The sequence below is a fragment of the Cytobacillus sp. Hm23 genome (assembly GCF_051842895.1).
GTDB lineage: Bacteria > Bacillota > Bacilli > Bacillales > SM2101 > Nanhaiella.
In genome coordinates this window covers 1-18,491 of record NZ_JBPXRQ010000036.1, presented here as the reverse complement: position 1 = coordinate 18,491, position 18,491 = coordinate 1, and the positions used below count along the sequence as shown (strand labels likewise).

Genomic DNA, 18,491 nt, shown 5'->3' with positions numbered 1-18,491 from the left:
ATATAATAAAAATAATTAGGCATGTATAATACATGAATTAATAAAGGAGAAAGTGTATGAACAATTCGATACAGGAGATGCTCAATCAATATAGTGAAAAACAAAAGAATCGTGGCAGGCTTTTAATTAGTTGTGCAGACAAGCAAGGGATCGTAGCTGCAATTTCAGAGTTTTTGTTTAACCATGGTGCAAACATTATTGAATCAAGTCAATACTCTACAAATCCAGAAGGTGGGGTCTTTTTTATTAGAATTGAATTTGAATGTCCAGACTTACTGCATAAAGGGACTGTTATGAAAAAGGAGTTCCAAAGCATTGCTAATCAATTCTCCATGGAGTGGCAACTTACATTCGTTCATGAATTAAAGAAAACGGCAATTTTCGTTTCAAAGGAGCTTCATTGTCTCCAGGAACTTTTATGGGAATGGCAAAATGGTGATTTGATGACGAATATTGCATTAGTGATTAGTAATCATGAAGATGCAAGGGAAATAGTCGAATCTTTAGATATACCTTTCTATTATATCCCTGCAAATAAAGACAATAGGAAAGAGGCAGAAAGAACTCAGCTTCAACTGTTAAAAGAGTATGAGGTAGATCTGATTATTTTAGCTAGGTATATGCAAATATTGACATCAGATTTTGTTGAATCATATCCTAATCAAATTATTAACATCCATCATTCGTTCTTACCAGCATTTGTAGGAGCAAGACCGTATGACAGAGCATACCAAAGAGGTGTAAAACTCATCGGCGCTACATCCCACTATGTTACGAATGATCTTGATGAAGGACCGATCATCGAGCAAGATATTATGAGAGTAAATCACCGTGATAATGTTGAGTCTTTGAAGAAAATAGGTAGTTCTATTGAAAGGAGTGTTCTCGCTCTAGCAGTTAAATGGCACCTAGAAGATCGAGTGATTGTTTACAAAAACAAAACCATTGTATTTTAAGATAATTGTAGTAGCGTAACGTATTTGGCTACATATTAAAGTTTATGTTAGAGAGAGGTGAGAATCAGCACCTCTCCTTAAGATGTGATTAAATGGCTTTGACTACTGTTGCAAGTATGACAACCAGTAGAATAAATAACACAAGAATTAACGCAAACCCAGTACCCACTGAGTCTCCAACAAGGACAGGTTGACTGTAACTGGGTGCAGGATTTACACAACCTCTCTCGTAGCCATATCTATAGGTAGAGTGTCTAACATTAGGTACAGCCCCGTAGTTGTAACCAGTATATCCTTGAGCTCCCCCATAATTATGCATAAACTAACCTCCCTTTCTTCTCCATATATGTGTATGAAAGAATGGGCAAATTGTCTATAAGAATACAGATTATTTATATTTAATTGACGATACTCATTACAACATGTTTAGTATTTATTTGGTTTTAAGTCGAATTATGCAGATGCTACAATCTTTAATTTCTTCCCTATAATACAATTAATCCGTGAAAAAATTCACAATGTCGTCAATAACGATCCGTCATATACACCATATTAATAGTATAATTGGTAATAAATAAACAATTATTACTTATTTTCTGACTCTGAGTTGTGAAGTATTTCACAAATGAAATCGCTTTAATGAAAATTTAACGATAATAATGGAGGAAGTTATCATGGACAAAATGAGCACAATGATAAGAGAAACTGCATGGGAGAATTTTAACGAAGGGCATTGGATGCATGCCATTGATGTAAGAGACTTTATTCAAAATAATGTAACACCATATACAGGTAATGAAGATTTTCTTGCTCCACCAACAGCAAAAACATCTAGCTTATGGGATGAAGTTCTAGAGTTAACGAAAAAAGAACGAAAAAACGGTGGTGTACTTGATGTTGATACTAAAACAGTATCTACCATTACTTCTCATAGGCCAGGATATATAAATAAAGATTTAGAAAGTGTTGTTGGTTTGCAGACTGATGCACCACTAAAGCGCTCTATACAACCATTTGGTGGTATTCGAATGGTGAAGGACGCATGTAACGCATATGGATTTACGCTTGAACCAGAAGTGGAGAAAATTTTCACTGAGTACCGAAAAACCCATAACCAAGGAGTATTTGATGCGTATACTCCTGAAATGAGAAAGGCTCGAAAAGCTGGAATCATTACTGGACTACCTGATGCATATGGGAGAGGGCGAATTATCGGTGACTACCGTCGAGTAGCCTTATACGGTGTAGATCGTTTAATGGATGAAAAAAGAAAAGCCCATGCTAAACTTGAAAATGAGATGATGAGTGAAGCAGTGATTCGTGATCGTGAAGAAATTTCTGAACAGTTTAGGGCATTGCAAGAACTGAAGGATATGGCAGCTTCTTATGGATTTGACATTTCTAAGCCTGCCAAAAATGCACACGAAGCAATTCAATGGTTATATTTTGGCTATCTTGCTGCAATAAAAGAACAAAATGGTGCTGCTATGAGTCTAGGGCGCGTCTCAACATTTTTAGATATTTATTTTGAAAGAGAATTGAATAATGGAACGATGACTGAGTCAGAGGTACAAGAGACAGTTGACCATTTTGTTATGAAGCTACGGATGGTTCAATTTTTACGTACGCCAGATTACAATGAATTATTTAGCGGTGATCCAACGTGGGTCACAGAATCAATTGGTGGCATGGGCTTAGATGGACGTCCACTTGTGTCGAAAACATCATTTAGATTTTTGCATACGTTAGATAATTTAGGGCCAGCTCCTGAGCCGAATTTAACAGTATTATGGTCGACAGAGCTACCGGAACATTTCAAACGTTATTGCTCAAAAATGTCTATTAAAACAAGCTCCATTCAATACGAAAATGATGATCTTATGCGTAAAGAATATGGTGATGACTATGGGATTGCATGTTGTGTGTCTGCCATGAAAATCGGGAAGCAAATGCAATTTTTTGGGGCTCGTGCGAATTTAGCCAAAGCATTATTATATGCAATCAATGGTGGAATTGATGAAAAATTGGGTGTACAAGTGGGACCTGACTTTGAACCGATCAAAGCAGATATTCTAAATTATGAAGAAGTGTTTGAAAAATATGATAAGATGTTAGATTGGCTTGCAAAACTATATATGAATACATTAAATGTAATTCACTATATGCATGATAAATATTCATACGAACGAATTGAAATGGCTCTACATGATGAAGAAATATTAAGAACGATGGCATGTGGTATTGCTGGGTTGTCTGTTGTAGCAGATTCATTAAGTGCCATTAAGTATGCAAAAGTGCGCCCAATTAGAAATGAATACGGAATCGCTGTAGATTTTGAAATCGAAGGCGACTACCCTCAGTTTGGAAATGATGATGACAAAGTTGATTCAATTGCAACAGAGTTAGTTGAGAATTTCATGAATAAGTTACGCCAGCACCCGACTTATAGAAATTCATTGCCTACTCAATCCATTTTAACGATCACATCAAATGTGGTGTATGGTAAAAAAACAGGTACAACTCCTGATGGTAGAAAAGCTGGTGAACCATTTGCACCAGGAGCAAACCCTTTACATGGACGTGATAAAAAAGGTGCACTAGCTTCGCTGAATTCAGTAGCTAAGCTTCCTTACGATGACTGTTTAGATGGAATCTCCTGTACTTTTTCAATGGTTCCAAAATCTCTCGGAAAAGAAGCTGACACAAGAACAAGTAACCTTGTCTCGATTTTAGACGGTTATATGAGACAAGAGGGACATCATATTAATGTAAATGTATTTGAAAGAGAGCAATTATTAGATGCAATGGAGCATCCAGAAAAATATCCACAATTAACGATTCGTGTCTCTGGCTATGCAGTGAACTTTATTAAGTTAACTCGTGAGCAACAGATCGACGTCATTAATAGAACATTCCATGAAAGTATGTGATCAGCATGATAGGACGAATTCATTCAGTTGAAACTTGTGGTACAGTAGATGGACCAGGATTACGATATATCGTATTCACACAAGGTTGTCCGTTACGTTGTATTTACTGCCATAACCCAGATACTTGGAAAGTAGCTGGAGGTAAAGAAGAAGATACGAATGATTTAATTGAAGATATAAAAAAATATATGTCTTATATGAACTTTTCAAATGGTGGTGTTACTGTAAGTGGTGGAGAACCACTAGTTCAATCTGATTTTGTCATTGATTTATTTAAGAAATGTAAAGAACTCGGCATTCATACTGCATTAGATACTGCGGGGTCATTACAACCTGCTAACTTGGATGAACTCTTAAGTCTGACTGACCTTGTTCTTCTAGATATTAAACATATAGACGAACAAAAACATCAAGACATTACAGGTTTATCTAATAATAATACGATTTCTTTTGCAAAGCGTTTAAATGATAAGGGGATTCCTTTATGGATTAGACATGTTCTCGTTCCAGGATATACAGATCAGGTACAAGATTTAGACCGACTTGGACAATTTATAGGTACGTTATCGAATGTTGAAAAGGTAGAAATACTACCTTATCATAAAATGGGTGAATATAAATGGAAAGCACTTTGTTTGGACAATGAATTGATTGATACAAATCCACCTTCAGCCGAAGAGGTTGACAAAGCATACAACATCGTTACATCATACTCACCTACACTTATGAAATAATTAAAGAAGAAGTAACACGAAACATCGTGTTACTTTTTTTTATGATGATGACCGTTTTTGAGGGATAAATATGTGGAATTGACCCATAAAGCTTACGAATTGACCGATAAAATCTACGATAACGAGAAGGATCATTAAACAATAAAAAAAAGTGATAAATAAATGAAAAAAGATGTCACAAAATATACATACAGGGGTATATTGACAATGACACTATGTATACAGTATTATGTAGGTGTACTAAATAACAAATCATTTGTGAAACATTGAGCAAATAAATTTTTTAACAAATTATATACCCATATAGGTAATTGAGGAGGATAACAATGAAAAAGAAAATTGTGATAGTCGGTGGAGTTGCAGGTGGAGCAACAGCAGCAGCAAGGTTACGAAGATTAGATGAAAATGCAGAAATTATCATGTTTGAACGTGGAGAATATATATCTTTCGCAAACTGTGGTTTACCTTATCATGTTAGTGAAGTGATTCCGCAGAGGGACAGTCTACTCGTTCAAACTGTTGAGGGGATGAGTAAGAAGTTTAACCTAGATATTCGAAACTTTTCAGAAGTGGTAAAAATCAACCGTGAAGAAAAGACTGTAACGGTGCAACATGTACAAACTGGTAAAAAATATAAAGAAACATATGACAAGTTGATCTTATCTCCAGGAGCAAGACCAATAGTTCCTCCATTTGAAGGTCTTGAGCAAGCCAGAAACATGTTCACTTTACGAAATGTCCCAGACACCGATCGCATAAAAGCGTGGGTAGATCAGCAACGACCAAAAAAAGCGGTTATCGTTGGTGGTGGGTTTATCGGGCTTGAGATGGCAGAAAGCCTTCATCATCGTGGCATTGGCGTGACTGTAGTTGAACTCGGTAAACAAGTGATGGCCCCACTTGATCCAGAGATGGCTGCGATTGTTCATGAGCATTTACGTGACAAGAATGTAAATCTCATTTTAGAGGATGGAGTTAAAGCTTTCAAAAATAATGGTAAAACAATTGTGTTGAACAGTGGTAAAGAGATAGACAGTGATATCACCATTTTATCTATCGGTGTTCAAGCAGAGAATGAACTTGCCATTGAATCTGGGTTAGAAGTAGGAAAACGCGGTGGCATTGTAGTTAATGAGCACCTTCAAACAACTGATAAAAATATATATGCAATTGGTGATGCAATTGAAGTGAAGGATTATATATTAGGCACAGCAACAATGGTTCCGCTAGCATGGCCTGCCAATCGTCAAGGCCGTTTAGCTGCAGATCATATTTATGGTTTAAATGTTGGTTACAAAGGCACTTTAGGTACTGCAGTAGCCAAAGTGTTTGACTTAACTGTAGCAGTAACGGGGAATAATGCAAAAACATTAAAGCACTTGAACATTACTTTCGAAGCTGTGCACGTACATCCAAACTCTAATGCGAGTTATTATCCAGGAGGAAGTCCCGTTTCACTTAAAATGACTTTTGACCCGAACAGTGGGAAAATATTTGGGGTGCAAGGCGTGGGAATTAATGGAGTTGAGAAAAGAATTGACGTAATTGCTACAGCCATTAAAGGTGGATTGTATGTTCATGATTTACCAGATTTAGAGCTAGCTTATGCACCTCCGTACTCTTCAGCTAAGGATCCAGTTAATATGTTAGGATATGTAGCAACTAATGTAGTAGATAAAGAGTTGAACGTAGTTCATTTTGACCAAATAGATGAAATAATTAATGACGGAGGTTATTTAATCGACGTTCGTGAACCGATGGAATTGGAGCTTGGAGATATTGAAGGTTCCGTGAACATTCCACTGGGTGACTTGCGAGAACAATTAGCAGAATTACCGCAAGATAAGCCAATTTACATTACATGTCAAGTAGGATTACGTGGCTATTTAGCGACTCGTATTCTACAGCAACATGGGTTCGATGCATACAATTTAAGTGGTGGCTATAAAACATATTGTTATTATGAAAGAGATAAAAAAGGACGCAGTAATAACAATGTGAAAAATGACAAAGTATGTACCGACAACGATCATATTTTGATAAAAAAAAAGACGATAAGCCAACAATAGAGCTTAATTGTATAGGTTTACAATGCCCTGGTCCAATTACTGAAGTATTTAAACGAATGGATACGATGAATCCAGGTGATATATTAGAAATCAAAGTAACAGATCCAGGCTTCGCTAGAGATATTGAGGAATGGTGTGATAAAACTGGTAACACCTTTTTATCCAAATCACAAAACGATGCTGAATACTCAGTTTTCATCCAAAAAGGAAAAGGTCCTGCAGACATGAGTTCAACACCGGAGATTCCTGCTCATTCAAAAGAAAAAGGTGTAACTTTAATCGTCTTTGATCAAGACTATGACAAAGCGATTGCTTCATTTATCATTGCGACTGGAGCTGTTGCTATGGGGAAAAAAGTGACGATGTTCTTTACTTTTTGGGGGCTCAATATATTAAGAAAAACAATATCCCAGAAAAAAGATAAAGATTTTACGAGTAAAATGTTTGGAACGATGATGCCTGCGGGACCAAATAAATTACCTATATCAAATATGAATATGGGTGGCCTAGGCGTAAAACTGATACAAAGGGTCATGGAAAATAAAAATATTGATAATTTAGAAACGCTTATGCATACAGCGATGGAATTAGGCGTTGACATGATTGTATGTTCTATGAGTATGGATGTTATGGGTATTCATCAAGAAGAACTTATTGACGGCATACAAATCGGTGGTGTTGCAACATATTTAGGTAAAGCTGAAGAATCAAATATAAATTTATTTATATAATGGGGACTGACCTCAGGTGCTCTATTGCGACACCGGAGGTCAGTTTCTTATATGTTAAAATAGTATTATCATTGTTGTTTTTCCCTTTTAGTAATGAGTATGTTTTCGGTTTATGGATTGAATGATTTTATTTGTTGCGAGGAGACTGTATATGAAAATTAATGTTGGAATAATTGGGTGTGGGTCTATAACAGAATTCCGTCATGCTCCAGAGTACACGAATCATCCACACGTGAAAGATGTGTTTTTTTATGATCGTAATTTAGATAGGGCAAAGAGACTTGCCAGTATCTTTAATGGTAAGGTAGTTGATGAGATTGAGCAATTATTTAAAGACCCATCTATTCATGCAATTAGTGATTGTTCCTCTAATGAGTCTCATCATATAGTAACCACACAAGCACTACTTAATGATAAACATGTGTTATGTGAAAAACCAATTGCAAACACAATCAGTGATGCTGAAAAAATGATAAAAGCCGCAAAAGCATCAGGTAAAATTCTTATGATAGCTCAAAACCAGAGGTTTACTAAAGCTCACAATAAAGCTAAAGAAATAATACATAGTGGTACTTTAGGGAAAGTCTTAACATTTAACACAAGCTTTGGTCATAAAGGCCCTGAGCATTGGGGTGTAACGAAAAGTAATGCAACATGGTTTTTTAAGAAAGAGCGATCATTTATTGGTGTAGCAGGAGATCTAGGTATACATAAGGTTGATCTTTTACGTTATTTATTAAATGATGACATCGAAGAAGTAAGTTCCTTTCTAGGAGCACTTCATAAAAAAGACGAAGAGGGAAGTCCGATTGAAGTTTGTGATAACATCGTTGGAATTCTTAAAACTAAAAAGGGTGCTCTCGGAACAGCTTCTTTTTCTTGGACTTATTATGGTGATGGAGATGATAGTACAGTTATTCATCTTGAAAAAGGCTGCATAAAAATAAATCACAACCCTCAATTTGATATTGAAATAACTACAATTGATGGTGATAAACAAACTTATCAATGCGATGCAAATCATCATGATACAAATAGCGGTGTTATTAATAACTTTGTAGATAGTATTATTCATCAAAGGCAGCCATTAGTTACTGGAGAAGATGGGTTAGCTTCTTTGAAAGTTATTATGGCCATGGTTAAATCAGCAGAGACACGTACAGTTGTTATGGTTTGACCAAGACAATATAGGAGGGAAAAATTGATGTCAATGATAACAAACCCCATTTTAAAAGGTTTTAATCCAGATCCTTCTATTTTAAGAGTTGGTGAGGATTATTACATCGCTACATCTACATTTGAATGGACACCCGGTGTGCAAATACACCATTCAAAGGATTTAAAAAATTGGTGCTTGTTGACTCATCCTTTAACACGCAAAAGTCAATTGAACATGATTGGAAATCCCGATTCAGGTGGCGTATGGGCTCCTTGTCTTAGTTATGAAAATGGCATATTTTATCTTGTATACACAAACGTAAAAAGCTTAACTGGAGCATATAAAGATACACATAATTACCTCATTACTGCAAAGGACATTATGGGTCCATGGTCAGAGCCTGTTTATTTGAATAGTAGTGGCTTCGACCCATCATTGTTTCATGATGATGACGGAAAGAAATGGCTACTAAATATGGTGTGGGATCATCGACAGGGCAAAAATCCTTTTCATGGAATCGTTATGCAACAGTATTCAGAAGAAGAGCAAAAGCTAATAGGTCCAACCCGTCAAATCTTTAAAGGAACAAATCTTGGTTGCACTGAAGCCCCTCATATGTATAAAAAAGATGATTATTATTATTTAATGGTAGCTGAAGGTGGAACGGGGTACGAGCATGCTGTTACAATTGCTCGTTCGAAATCTTTACTAGGGGAGTATGTAGTTGATCCATTAAATCCAATGTTAACGTCAAAGAATCATGCTGACTTACTATTGCAGAAAGCCGGACATGCCAGTCTAGTGAAGACCCAATCAAATGAATGGTATATTGTCCATTTATGTAGTCGTCCACTAAAGCCACAAATGAGGTGTATATTAGGACGTGAGACAGCAATTCAGAAGGTGTATTGGACTGATGATGGCTGGTTAAGGCTTCAAGAAGGAAGTAACCCAAAAGTTGAGGTTACTGCCCCGCAATTACCTGAACACTACTTCGAAGAAAATTGTGAAATTGATCACTTTAATAAAGAACAAATGAATATACATCTTAGCGCATTGCGCGATTTTGCAAGTGAGGAGTGGGTTTCATTGACGACAAGACCAGGCTATTTAAGGATGAAAGGCAGAGAATCGCTGAACTCACTTCATAAACAAAGCCTACTTGCTAGAAGGCAGCAAGCATTTACGTTTGAAGCGGAGACAGCCGTTCAATTTGACCCGAGCAATTTTCAACAAATGGCTGGGTTAGTGTATTACTATAATACGAATAACCACTATTACTTATATATAAGTCAGGATGAAGAATTAGGTAAACATATCGGCTTGATTAGCTGTGATAAGGGTAGATATCATGAACTGAGTTTTCAGAAGGTATCAGTTGAAGAGTCTGCTAACATATTGTTAAAGATAACTGTCGATCACCAAAAACTACAATTCTATTATTCAGAAGATAGTGTCCAATGGGAAAAAATCGGTGCTGAATTGGATGCTAGTATTCTTTCTGATGATTACATCACTAATTATGAAGATGGTTCGGCTACTGAATTAGCTTTCACCGGGGCGTTTATTGGCATGGCAGTACAAGATTTGACTGGTCAACAGAAGTATGCGGATTTTGATTATTTTAAGTATATTGAACATGATTAAGCTGATAATAGTTTTGGTGTGAATCGAACAATAAAAAATTTAAACGTAAGTTTACGCTGATTAGGGCTGTATCTGTATAGAGACAGCCCTTTTAATATCTGATTATTTTCTGCAATTCTTAGATAGGTACATTAAATCAGGATAATATAGTTGTTCTCTGTATGCTAAACTGCTATTCAAGTTAATTCATAGAAATCGTTAGTAGAAGAACTTTAGAGTTTTTTGTTGTGGAAATTTTACAATCGAGACTTCATAAAATTATACATCAGTTGAGCATGACGGCCTTTTTCAGTATAAGGATTGACTTTTGGGCGTAGTTGGCGAACAAACATTAAATCACATTCATAAGTTCTGCCGTATATACGGTAGCATTCGTCATGTGCCTTACATGCTGCATCAACATCATTGATTGGAGCACCAGGTCCACTACAGCCTGGGCCACACCATTTATAGCCGGGGAAAAGGCACCTTCTCGGACGCAAACTCGTCCTCCTTATAATCACAGTGGTGAAACCCCCTTTCAATCAATTTTTCCACTTATTATTAAACCGTTCAGAAGAAGGATATTTCGCGTTAATAAAGGAGTGTTTTGATAATTAGTATATGAATGGAAGTGTTATAGTGAGTGTTTCTTCACCTAGTAAATTACACATCAGTTACAAATAGTTAGAATGCGTAGTTTAAGAGGTATTTTTATTGAAACTAACTGTGAGATGGTCAAGAAAGCAACAATCTATACGAAAACAGCCTTGTGAAAAAGATGTTTTAACTTTTGTAGAATATAGCCTGAAGACAGGTTAAAGATAAATTTTGATGAACAGATAGATAGGTATATGAATGATGAAGGCTAACTAAACCAAAATAGAAAGTACGGAATAACCATGGTTCGGTGCCGCTCATAAATGAATAAGAGAGCAATTCTAAAGAAATTATGATATTTTGTAATTAAAACACTAGAATTTTACCTTATATGGATTTTGAGTTAGATATATTTAGGAGGAGATTAAGTGTAGGGTTCTAAGTATTCAGAAAAATACATAAATGTTAATGGAAGTAATTTTTATACGACTAGTGTTGGTGAAGGTGAACCGATTGTTTTTCTTCACGGAGGTCCTGGAAGTGAGCATCGTTTCTTTTTGCCACATATTCTCCCATTAGCGAAAGATTATAAATTAATATTGTATGATCAAAGAGGTTGTGGTAAATCAGAACGATCTAAACAACACGATTATTCTATGGCAGATGAAGTAAACACACTGGAATTACTTCGTGAAAAATTAGGTTATGACAAGCTTAACTTATTTGGTGAGTCTTGGGGATCAATGCTTGCATTATTATATGCAACAACATATCCGGACAGAGTAAACAAAATACTATTAACTGCTGCAATCGGAGTAACAAAAGAAGGGTTTGAAATGTTTGGAAGAGAAGTAGAGAAAAAACTTCCCAAAGAGGCAAAAGACAAATTAGCCAAATTAAAAGTGAGATTAAAAACTGACCATTCGGCTCTGGATAAAATTTTTAGTATTTTAGACCCTTATTATGTATATAATACAGAAGCCTTAAACCGTAAAGAAAAAACCATTAATAATCATGTAGTTAATGAAATGATAGGAAAGGATATACTAAACAACTTTGACTTATCACCAAAGTTAGCTTTGCTCTCAAATATACCAATTCTAGTAGCCCAAGGTAGTCATGATATTTTAACACCAACTTTAATTGAAGACTTGTTGATTAAATATATCCCTCATGCAAGACTAGTAGAAATCGATAATTGTGGTCATTGGACTGTTGTAGAATGTCCAGAAAAAATGATAGAAATCACCTATGAATTTTTTTCATAAATTATATTTAGTACGAATTGAGAATATTGATCTTTATATATTCAATTTATAAATAAATAGGGGTTTTAATTAATTTTTTCTCAAGGATTATTAAGTTCAATTAATGCGAAAACAGCCTTTTGGATCGAAGGTTCTGGATTGTGATAACATGATATTTTTATTGTGATGACGCTATAAGGGATAACAACTTATAACGTTTTTAACTAATCAACATACAAAGACATAAATTTATTAACTATACATTTTTGCCTCCGTCTTATAATCTCGACGGAGGCAAAAAAATGTATACCAAGGTTAAAAGCTTTATCATACATCAATCTTTATTACAGACTGTTCTCTACACATACCTAAGTTAACTTTTAGAATATTATGTTCTTTTACTTTCTTTTCTTATAATGGCTTTGCGAGCGATGTCTTTATCATCAAACTGAATTGTTTTATCTTTTAGAATTTGATACTTTTCATGTCCTTTACCAGCTATCAGCACAACATCATTTTTTGAAGCAACCTTAATAGCTTGATTGATTGCTTCTTCACGTTTAACTATGTTGTCATATTGTAGTGAAAGGGACTCTATGATCCCTTGATTAATATCATTCATAATGTTATGTGGGTCTTCAGAACGTGGATTATCAGAAGTAATTATTACAATATCACTGTATTTGCTAGCTATGTGACCCATTATTGGTCGTTTTAACGTATCTCTATCTCCACCACATCCAAATACTGTAATAACCCTCCCAGTTGCAAAATCTTTAATGGAAGTTAGTACATTTTCTAAAGCATCAGGTGTATGTGCATAGTCTACTAAAACAACATAATCTTGACCTTCATCGATAATCTCCATTCTACCATCGATACTTTTTAATTGAGACAAGCTTTTTTTAATGCTTTGAAGTGGTATTCCTTCAACTAAAGTTGCTGCTATAGCTGCTAATACATTGTAGACATTAAACAGTCCTACTAATTGGAGGTTTATATCAACTTCTCCTTTAAAAGTAGCAAGTTGAAAATGGATCCCTTTTGATGTCATGTTTATATTTGTAGCAGAAATATCTGCATCATTGTTTATCCCATATGTAATAACTTCTGATGAGGCTATTTTGCGAAAATAGTGGTAAGATGGATCATCAGCATTTAAAATAGCATATTTTTTTTCATTTGGATTAAATGTATTACCTAATCTAGTGAACAATAGACCTTTTGTATTTCTGTAGTCTTCAAACGTTCCGTGATAATCTAAGTGATCTTGAGTAAGGTTTGTAAAAATAGCCGTTCTAAAGTTGCAACCTAACACTCTATTCATATCTAACCCTTGAGATGTAACTTCCATTACACAATAATCTGTGTCGCAATCCCTCATTCTTCGAAGGTTATGTTGCAGTACAGGAGCTTCCTGTGTATTTATATCAGAAGGGACTACTTTACCGTTAATTTTTGTCCCATTGTTTCCCATCAAACCTGTTGTAAAGCTATAATCTGATAGTATCTTATCTATGATGTAAGAGGTAGTAGTTTTACCGTTCGTTCCAGTTATCCCAATAAGTTTCATCTCGTGAGATGGATAATTATAAAAGTGTGAAGCAATAATTGCTAAGGCGTGTCTTGCATCTTTAACAAATATCTTTGGAATATTTACATCTACATCCTTTTCAACGATAAGTGCTGCTGCACCATTTTTTACTGCATCTTTTGCGAAAAGGTGTCTATCCTTTAAAAAACCTTTTATTTCAGGAACACAAATGAACAAATTTCCCTTTACTATTTTTCTTGAGTCCATCTGTAATCCTGTAATTTCCGTTTCTAAGTTCCCTTCAGTTCGCTTAATAGTGAAAAGGGATGCTATCTCTTGTAACCTCAACATTTTCCACCTCTTCGTAGTATGTTTTGCAAAACAAAAATAAGTCTCTTTACATTAAATCAATTGTCAATATGTAAAATTTTCTCGGCATTATTGTTAAGCAAGCTTAAAATATACAACAATTTTAACATGAAAGCTAAAGCTACCTTTATACTAATAATTCTTTTCGTTATTATTTGTACACAATTACATCATTTAGACTGTTGAAGTATATGAACAAAAATCCTTAGTTAAAGGCTGTTTTTGTATTAATTGTTGCTTTTGGGACTAAGAACTAAATATGTTTTGTAGCACCTTACTTGTCTAACATGATGACTAACATATATAGCCCCTTCTTGATAATAGCAACAAAGTTGTCGAAAAGAACCTATAATAACTATATTGTAACTTGTTTGTAACTAATCATTTCCCTGTTGCTATTAAAATGAAATGGAGGATAAATATAGAGAAGTAAGTGAAAGGGGAATTTTACATGAAACGAAACAAAGTAATAGTAACAACTGTATTGTCTGCATTGCTTGTAGGAGGTACAGTGACTGGCTTTGTGCAAGTACCTGAAAAGGCTAAAGCAAAAGAATCAGTACTAGTAAAATCTGATAAGGATCTAAACGGACTAACAATAACTAATAAAACAGCAAGCGAGAATTTGGAAGAAATTTCTTCAACATTTACGATTAACATCCCAGTAATTGAAAATGAAAATAATATTTCTTCATTACAAAGAATTAATACGATAATGGACTATGAAATCATAGACTTTAAAAATAGACTGCGTAATCAATTTGCTCAAACGTATTTAGACCTTAACGGTGAAACGTCATTTGGATTTAGTGGTGATGCAACTTATGAAGTAACGTTTAATAATGATAAAATTGTCAGTATACCAGTCACATACACACAATATGCTGGGGGAGCACACTCAAATACAGAAATTATTGGATATAACTTTAATTTAGAAACAGGTGAATTGATCTATGTGAGTGATTTATTTAAATCTGACTTTCATTTTCAAAAAGAAATAAACAAAAAAATTAAAGAAGAAATTTCTAAACAACCTGAAGAATATTTTGAAGATGCTTTAGTTACAGTTGATCGTCTAGATGTAAACTTTAATTATTTTATTAAAGACAATGCCATTGTCGTTCAATTTAAAGCCTACGAATTAACATCATATGCATCAGGTTTGCCAAGTTTTGAAATTCCTCTTAAGGATTTCGAAAATAACTTAACACCTATTGGTAAAAGTATAATTAGTGCCAAAAAATAAAATAGTCACATATATTAATATGAACAGTTGTAAAAGCCTCTAAATACCTTATTGGAAAAGAGGCTTTTTTACTTGAATTGAAAAAGGTTATCCGTCAGAATAAGGTAACATTTGATAAACTATACTAAAGGCTGCTTTTACATTGATTGATGTTATCGTACTAAGAAACAAACTATACATAGAGTTTTGATGTGTCTTTTTTTATAAAACGATAATATTTGCATAAGCCTCTTATTTAATAAACAAGGTTGTTATCGCATTGATTGTTGTTTACCTTATTAGGAAGTAAGTATTTACACAACTAGTGTTTGTTTCATCTTTTCTTCTTTAATATGGTGACTAACATATGAAGCCACTTCTTTTGGTACGAATTTGGTGATAATATCCAGCCTTAAGCAAAAGAAGTAACAAAATGTAAGGAAAGAGCCATAATAAAAATCATTGAGGTGAAACAACATGGGCTTAGATTTTGTGAAAACTCCCTTTCAACAAGAGTGGTATAACAAGATAGGTAAGCTTTCAGATGAATTTGCAAAACGTGAGAAACATTATGATAATCATGGAGCCTTTCCATTTAACAATATTGAACAACTAAAGGAAGCTGGATATACATCATTAACGATTCCTAAACAATTTGGGGGGCAAAATATCTCATTGTATGAGCTTGTTTTGCTACAGGAAAGGCTTGCACAAGGTGATGGAGCTACAGCACTCTCAATTGGTTGGCATATAGGTTGCATCATGGATATAACAGAAAAAAGTAGATGGGAGCATAATATGTTAACCTATCTTTGTGATCAAGTGAAAAAAGGAAAGCTTATTAATAGAGCCGCAACTGAACGGCAAACTGGAAGTCCTACACGGGGTGGTAAACCACAAACGTATGCTAAAAAAAAGAATTCAAACTGGATTATTAATGGACGAAAAACCTTTACTACAATGGCTCCAGCTTTGGATTTCTTTCTTGTTAGTGCAGCTGTTGATGATCAATTATATGAGTTTTTAATACCTCGTGACTCCACTGGACTTCGAATTGAGGAAACATGGGATACAATGTCCATGCGTGGAACTGGCAGCCACGATCTTGTTTTAGACCAAGTTGAGGTAGAAGAAAAATTTCTAGTTGAAAGGAAAACGAGGGAAAGAAAAGGATTAGCAAATGGATGGTTACTTCATATTCCTGCCTGTTATATGGGGATAGCTATTGCGGCACGTAATTATGCCTTACATTTTGCTCATACATATTCACCTAGTAGTATAAGTGGACCAATTAGAGAACTGCCAAACATCCAAAGAATGACAGGAGAAATGGAGCTGGAACTTATGCAAGCACGCCATTTTATGTATTCAGTTGCAGAACGATACGATACATCTCAACATAAACAATTGCTTATTCCTGAATTAGGTGCAGTAAAACATGTGGTGACAAACAGTGCTCTCTCAGTAGTAGATAAGGCAATGCGTATAATAGGTGCCCAAAGCTTGTTTAACGATCGACCACTCGAGAGATATTATCGTAATGTTCGAGCAGGACTTCATAATCCACCAATGGATGATGCTGTAATTGGAACTCTTGCACAGCATGCATTTTCAGAGATAACGAATACAGAATCGAAAATACAATCAACAAAGAAAGAATAAATTCAACAGGTTTATGGAAGTTTTTATATAAACACGTATATTTTTCCTTAAGCTAGGGCAATATGATAGTGAAAAAAATTAAACTAAGGGAGATTGAAAGATTATGAATAAATCAGAATTAGTAAATGTTGTAGCAGAGAAGGCGGAGTTGAGCAAAAAAGATGCTGCGAAGGCAGTAGATGCTGTATTGTACGCAATTCAGGAACCATTGACAAAAGGAGAAAAGGTTCAATTAATTGGCTTTGGTAATTTTGTCGTCCGTGAACGTGCTGCAAGAAAAGGGCGTAATCCGCAAACAGGTGAAGAGATTCAAATTTCTGCAAGTAAAGTACCAGCATTTGTCGCAGGGAAAGCGTTAAAAGAAGCTGTCAATAACTAATAATGATCTCATAGAGATACGTCATCCATTTTGGATGACGTATCTTTTTTTGATAGAAATAGTGAATGTATTATAAGAATAATAATTGTTTATGAGCAATATAATTAATTGCTATAGTAATTGCTGCTCATAGTTGTTGAATCTATCGTTCACAAATTGTCCATTCATGCAAATTTAAAAATTTGTTAACATTTAAGAGGTAAATAATAATTGCAATCAGAAGGGATTTTTACAGCATGTATGGATTTAATATTGTTAATAAGCTTCAAAAAATTGATAAGGATATTCATAGAAGTCAACTAAAATATCATACAAAACGTGTATTAGTAAGCAAAGAATTTACGTTTGATGCTGCGCATCATTTACATTGTTATGATGGAAAGTGTAAAAATTTGCACGGTCACACCTACAAAGTTGTTTTTGGTATAAGTGGTTACGTTAATGACATAGGATTAGTAATAGATTTTGGAGAAATCAAAGATATATGGACAAATAACATTGAAGTTTTTCTAGATCATCGTTATATAAATGAAATGTTGCCCCCTATGAATACGACAGCAGAAAACATGGTTGTATGGATTTATGAGCAAATGCATGAGTCAATTGAAATGAGAAAAGATAAATTGAAAGGTGCTAGGGTTGAATTTGTTCGCTTATATGAAACTCCTACATGCTTTGCTGAAGCGAAAAGAGAGTGGATGGAAGACAGGTATTAATGTACATGTTAATTCAACTAATCGAGCTAAGTAGAGTGAGCTCCTACACTGCATTAATGAACCCTCGTATGCGAAAGCATTTTATCAACCCTAGACAGAAGACCTCCACTTCAAACCAAAACAATGCGAAGCGAGTGAAGGTTAAGTGGGTGATGAATGGCGGTTTGCGTAAGCCAAAACTCACTTCTAATATGGTATAATTAACCTAATTAATAGATAAGTGAGGTGAATCAAATGCTAGTCAACAAAGCCTTTAAATTTCGTATCTATCCCACTAAAAAACAAGAAATATTAATTGCTAAAACCATTGGTTGTAGCCGTTTTGTGTTCAATCATTTTTTAGCTGCATGGAATGAAACATACAAACAGACTGGAAAAGGTTTAACATACAGCGCTTGTTCTGCGGAGTTAACAAAGTTGAAAAAAGATTTGCTATGGCTTAAAGAAGTTGATAGCATTTCACTACAATCCTCACTACGCAACCTTTCGGATGCTTTTAACCGTTTTTTCAAAAAGCAAAATGACATCCCTAGATTCAAATCTAAAAAGAATAA

The 18,491-nt window shown here is 34.8% G+C and carries 16 protein-coding genes; 13 read left to right on the top strand and 3 right to left on the bottom strand.

Annotation, left to right across the window (positions count from 1 at the left end):
- Nucleotides 1-56: 56 nt before the first annotated feature.
- The gene (gene purU, locus ACSVDA_RS18745; protein WP_485885122.1) at nt 57-956 is read left to right on the top strand and encodes a formyltetrahydrofolate deformylase; all 900 of its coding nucleotides are present in this window, start codon (nt 57-59) and stop codon (nt 954-956) included.
- A gap of 88 nt (nt 957-1,044) precedes the next feature.
- Here purU and ACSVDA_RS18740 read toward each other — a convergent pair whose 3' ends face one another.
- Complete coding sequence (locus ACSVDA_RS18740; protein ID WP_485885120.1) at nt 1,045-1,275, bottom strand: YjcZ family sporulation protein; 231 nt, start codon at nt 1,273-1,275, stop codon at nt 1,045-1,047.
- A gap of 364 nt (nt 1,276-1,639) precedes the next feature.
- On the opposite strand from ACSVDA_RS18740, the gene pflB reads away from it, so the two are divergent.
- The 6 genes from pflB to ACSVDA_RS18710 all read left to right on the top strand — a co-directional run bounded on the left by pflB (nt 1,640) and on the right by ACSVDA_RS18710 (nt 10,226).
- The gene (gene pflB / locus ACSVDA_RS18735) at nt 1,640-3,886 is read left to right on the top strand and encodes a formate C-acetyltransferase (RefSeq protein ID WP_485885180.1); all 2,247 of its coding nucleotides are present in this window, start codon (nt 1,640-1,642) and stop codon (nt 3,884-3,886) included.
- Between the two features lie 5 nt (nt 3,887-3,891).
- Nucleotides 3,892-4,620, top strand: a complete 729-nt coding sequence (gene pflA, locus ACSVDA_RS18730; RefSeq protein ID WP_485885118.1) for a pyruvate formate-lyase-activating protein — start codon at nt 3,892-3,894, stop codon at nt 4,618-4,620.
- A 326-nt stretch (nt 4,621-4,946) separates the two neighbouring features.
- A complete protein-coding gene (locus ACSVDA_RS18725) occupies nt 4,947-6,689 on the top strand; it encodes a CoA-disulfide reductase (protein ID WP_485885117.1) in 1,743 nt (580 codons plus the stop codon).
- Nucleotides 6,635-7,420: a DsrE/DsrF/DrsH-like family protein gene (locus tag ACSVDA_RS18720; RefSeq protein ID WP_485885115.1), complete on the top strand. Its 786-nt coding sequence runs from the start codon at nt 6,635-6,637 to the stop codon at nt 7,418-7,420. Before ACSVDA_RS18725 ends, ACSVDA_RS18720 begins: the two co-directional genes overlap by 55 nt.
- Before the next feature lie 151 nt (nt 7,421-7,571).
- Complete coding sequence (locus ACSVDA_RS18715) at nt 7,572-8,597, top strand: Gfo/Idh/MocA family protein (RefSeq protein WP_485885114.1); 1,026 nt, start codon at nt 7,572-7,574, stop codon at nt 8,595-8,597.
- A 27-nt stretch (nt 8,598-8,624) separates the two neighbouring features.
- Nucleotides 8,625-10,226, top strand: coding sequence for a glycoside hydrolase family 43 protein (locus ACSVDA_RS18710; RefSeq protein ID WP_485885112.1), 1,602 nt, complete (start codon nt 8,625-8,627; stop codon nt 10,224-10,226).
- A gap of 236 nt (nt 10,227-10,462) precedes the next feature.
- Here the strand turns inward: ACSVDA_RS18710 and ACSVDA_RS18705 are convergent, their stop codons facing one another.
- Nucleotides 10,463-10,708 (bottom strand): phospholipase, encoded by a 246-nt coding sequence (locus ACSVDA_RS18705; RefSeq protein WP_485885110.1) that lies wholly within the window; start codon nt 10,706-10,708, stop codon nt 10,463-10,465.
- Nucleotides 10,709-11,263: 555 nt separating this feature from the next.
- On the opposite strand from ACSVDA_RS18705, the gene ACSVDA_RS18700 reads away from it, so the two are divergent.
- Entirely contained in the window at nt 11,264-12,073 is an 810-nt protein-coding gene (locus tag ACSVDA_RS18700) for an alpha/beta fold hydrolase (RefSeq protein WP_485885178.1), read from the top strand.
- Nucleotides 12,074-12,440: 367 nt separating this feature from the next.
- Here the strand turns inward: ACSVDA_RS18700 and ACSVDA_RS18695 are convergent, their stop codons facing one another.
- Nucleotides 12,441-13,934, bottom strand: coding sequence for a UDP-N-acetylmuramoyl-L-alanyl-D-glutamate--2,6-diaminopimelate ligase (locus ACSVDA_RS18695; protein WP_485885108.1), 1,494 nt, complete (start codon nt 13,932-13,934; stop codon nt 12,441-12,443).
- 472 nt (nt 13,935-14,406) lie between these two features.
- On the opposite strand from ACSVDA_RS18695, the gene ACSVDA_RS18690 reads away from it, so the two are divergent.
- From ACSVDA_RS18690 to ACSVDA_RS18670, 5 genes are all read left to right on the top strand, one after another.
- The gene (locus ACSVDA_RS18690) at nt 14,407-15,201 is read left to right on the top strand and encodes a DUF3298 and DUF4163 domain-containing protein (protein ID WP_485885106.1); all 795 of its coding nucleotides are present in this window, start codon (nt 14,407-14,409) and stop codon (nt 15,199-15,201) included.
- Nucleotides 15,202-15,657: 456 nt separating this feature from the next.
- The gene (locus tag ACSVDA_RS18685; protein ID WP_485885104.1) at nt 15,658-16,842 is read left to right on the top strand and encodes an acyl-CoA dehydrogenase family protein; all 1,185 of its coding nucleotides are present in this window, start codon (nt 15,658-15,660) and stop codon (nt 16,840-16,842) included.
- A gap of 103 nt (nt 16,843-16,945) precedes the next feature.
- Entirely contained in the window at nt 16,946-17,221 is a 276-nt protein-coding gene (locus tag ACSVDA_RS18680) for an HU family DNA-binding protein (RefSeq protein WP_214481923.1), read from the top strand.
- A 236-nt stretch (nt 17,222-17,457) separates the two neighbouring features.
- A complete protein-coding gene (queD, locus tag ACSVDA_RS18675; RefSeq protein ID WP_485885102.1) occupies nt 17,458-17,937 on the top strand; it encodes a 6-carboxytetrahydropterin synthase QueD in 480 nt (159 codons plus the stop codon).
- A gap of 234 nt (nt 17,938-18,171) precedes the next feature.
- The coding region (locus ACSVDA_RS18670; RefSeq protein ID WP_485885100.1) for a helix-turn-helix domain-containing protein at nt 18,172-18,491 on the top strand (320 nt) is incomplete at its 3' end.

Bases quoted from the DNA above. Each gene is read 5' to 3' on its own strand.
- ACSVDA_RS18715 (WP_485885114.1), top strand. From the start codon at position 7,572: ATGAAAATTAATGTTGGAATAATTGGGTGTGGGTCTATAACAGAATTC.
- ACSVDA_RS18720 (WP_485885115.1), top strand. From the start codon at position 6,635: ATGTACCGACAACGATCATATTTTGATAAAAAAAAAGACGATAAGCCA.
- ACSVDA_RS18740 (WP_485885120.1), bottom strand. From the start codon at position 1,275: ATGCATAATTATGGGGGAGCTCAAGGATATACTGGTTACAACTACGGG.
- ACSVDA_RS18685 (WP_485885104.1), top strand. From the start codon at position 15,658: ATGGGCTTAGATTTTGTGAAAACTCCCTTTCAACAAGAGTGGTATAAC.
- ACSVDA_RS18690 (WP_485885106.1), top strand. From the start codon at position 14,407: ATGAAACGAAACAAAGTAATAGTAACAACTGTATTGTCTGCATTGCTT.
- ACSVDA_RS18710 (WP_485885112.1), top strand. From the start codon at position 8,625: ATGTCAATGATAACAAACCCCATTTTAAAAGGTTTTAATCCAGATCCT.
- purU (WP_485885122.1), top strand. From the start codon at position 57: ATGAACAATTCGATACAGGAGATGCTCAATCAATATAGTGAAAAACAA.
- ACSVDA_RS18680 (WP_214481923.1), top strand. From the start codon at position 16,946: ATGAATAAATCAGAATTAGTAAATGTTGTAGCAGAGAAGGCGGAGTTG.
- pflB (WP_485885180.1), top strand. From the start codon at position 1,640: ATGAGCACAATGATAAGAGAAACTGCATGGGAGAATTTTAACGAAGGG.
- pflA (WP_485885118.1), top strand. From the start codon at position 3,892: ATGATAGGACGAATTCATTCAGTTGAAACTTGTGGTACAGTAGATGGA.
- ACSVDA_RS18725 (WP_485885117.1), top strand. From the start codon at position 4,947: ATGAAAAAGAAAATTGTGATAGTCGGTGGAGTTGCAGGTGGAGCAACA.
- queD (WP_485885102.1), top strand. From the start codon at position 17,458: ATGTATGGATTTAATATTGTTAATAAGCTTCAAAAAATTGATAAGGAT.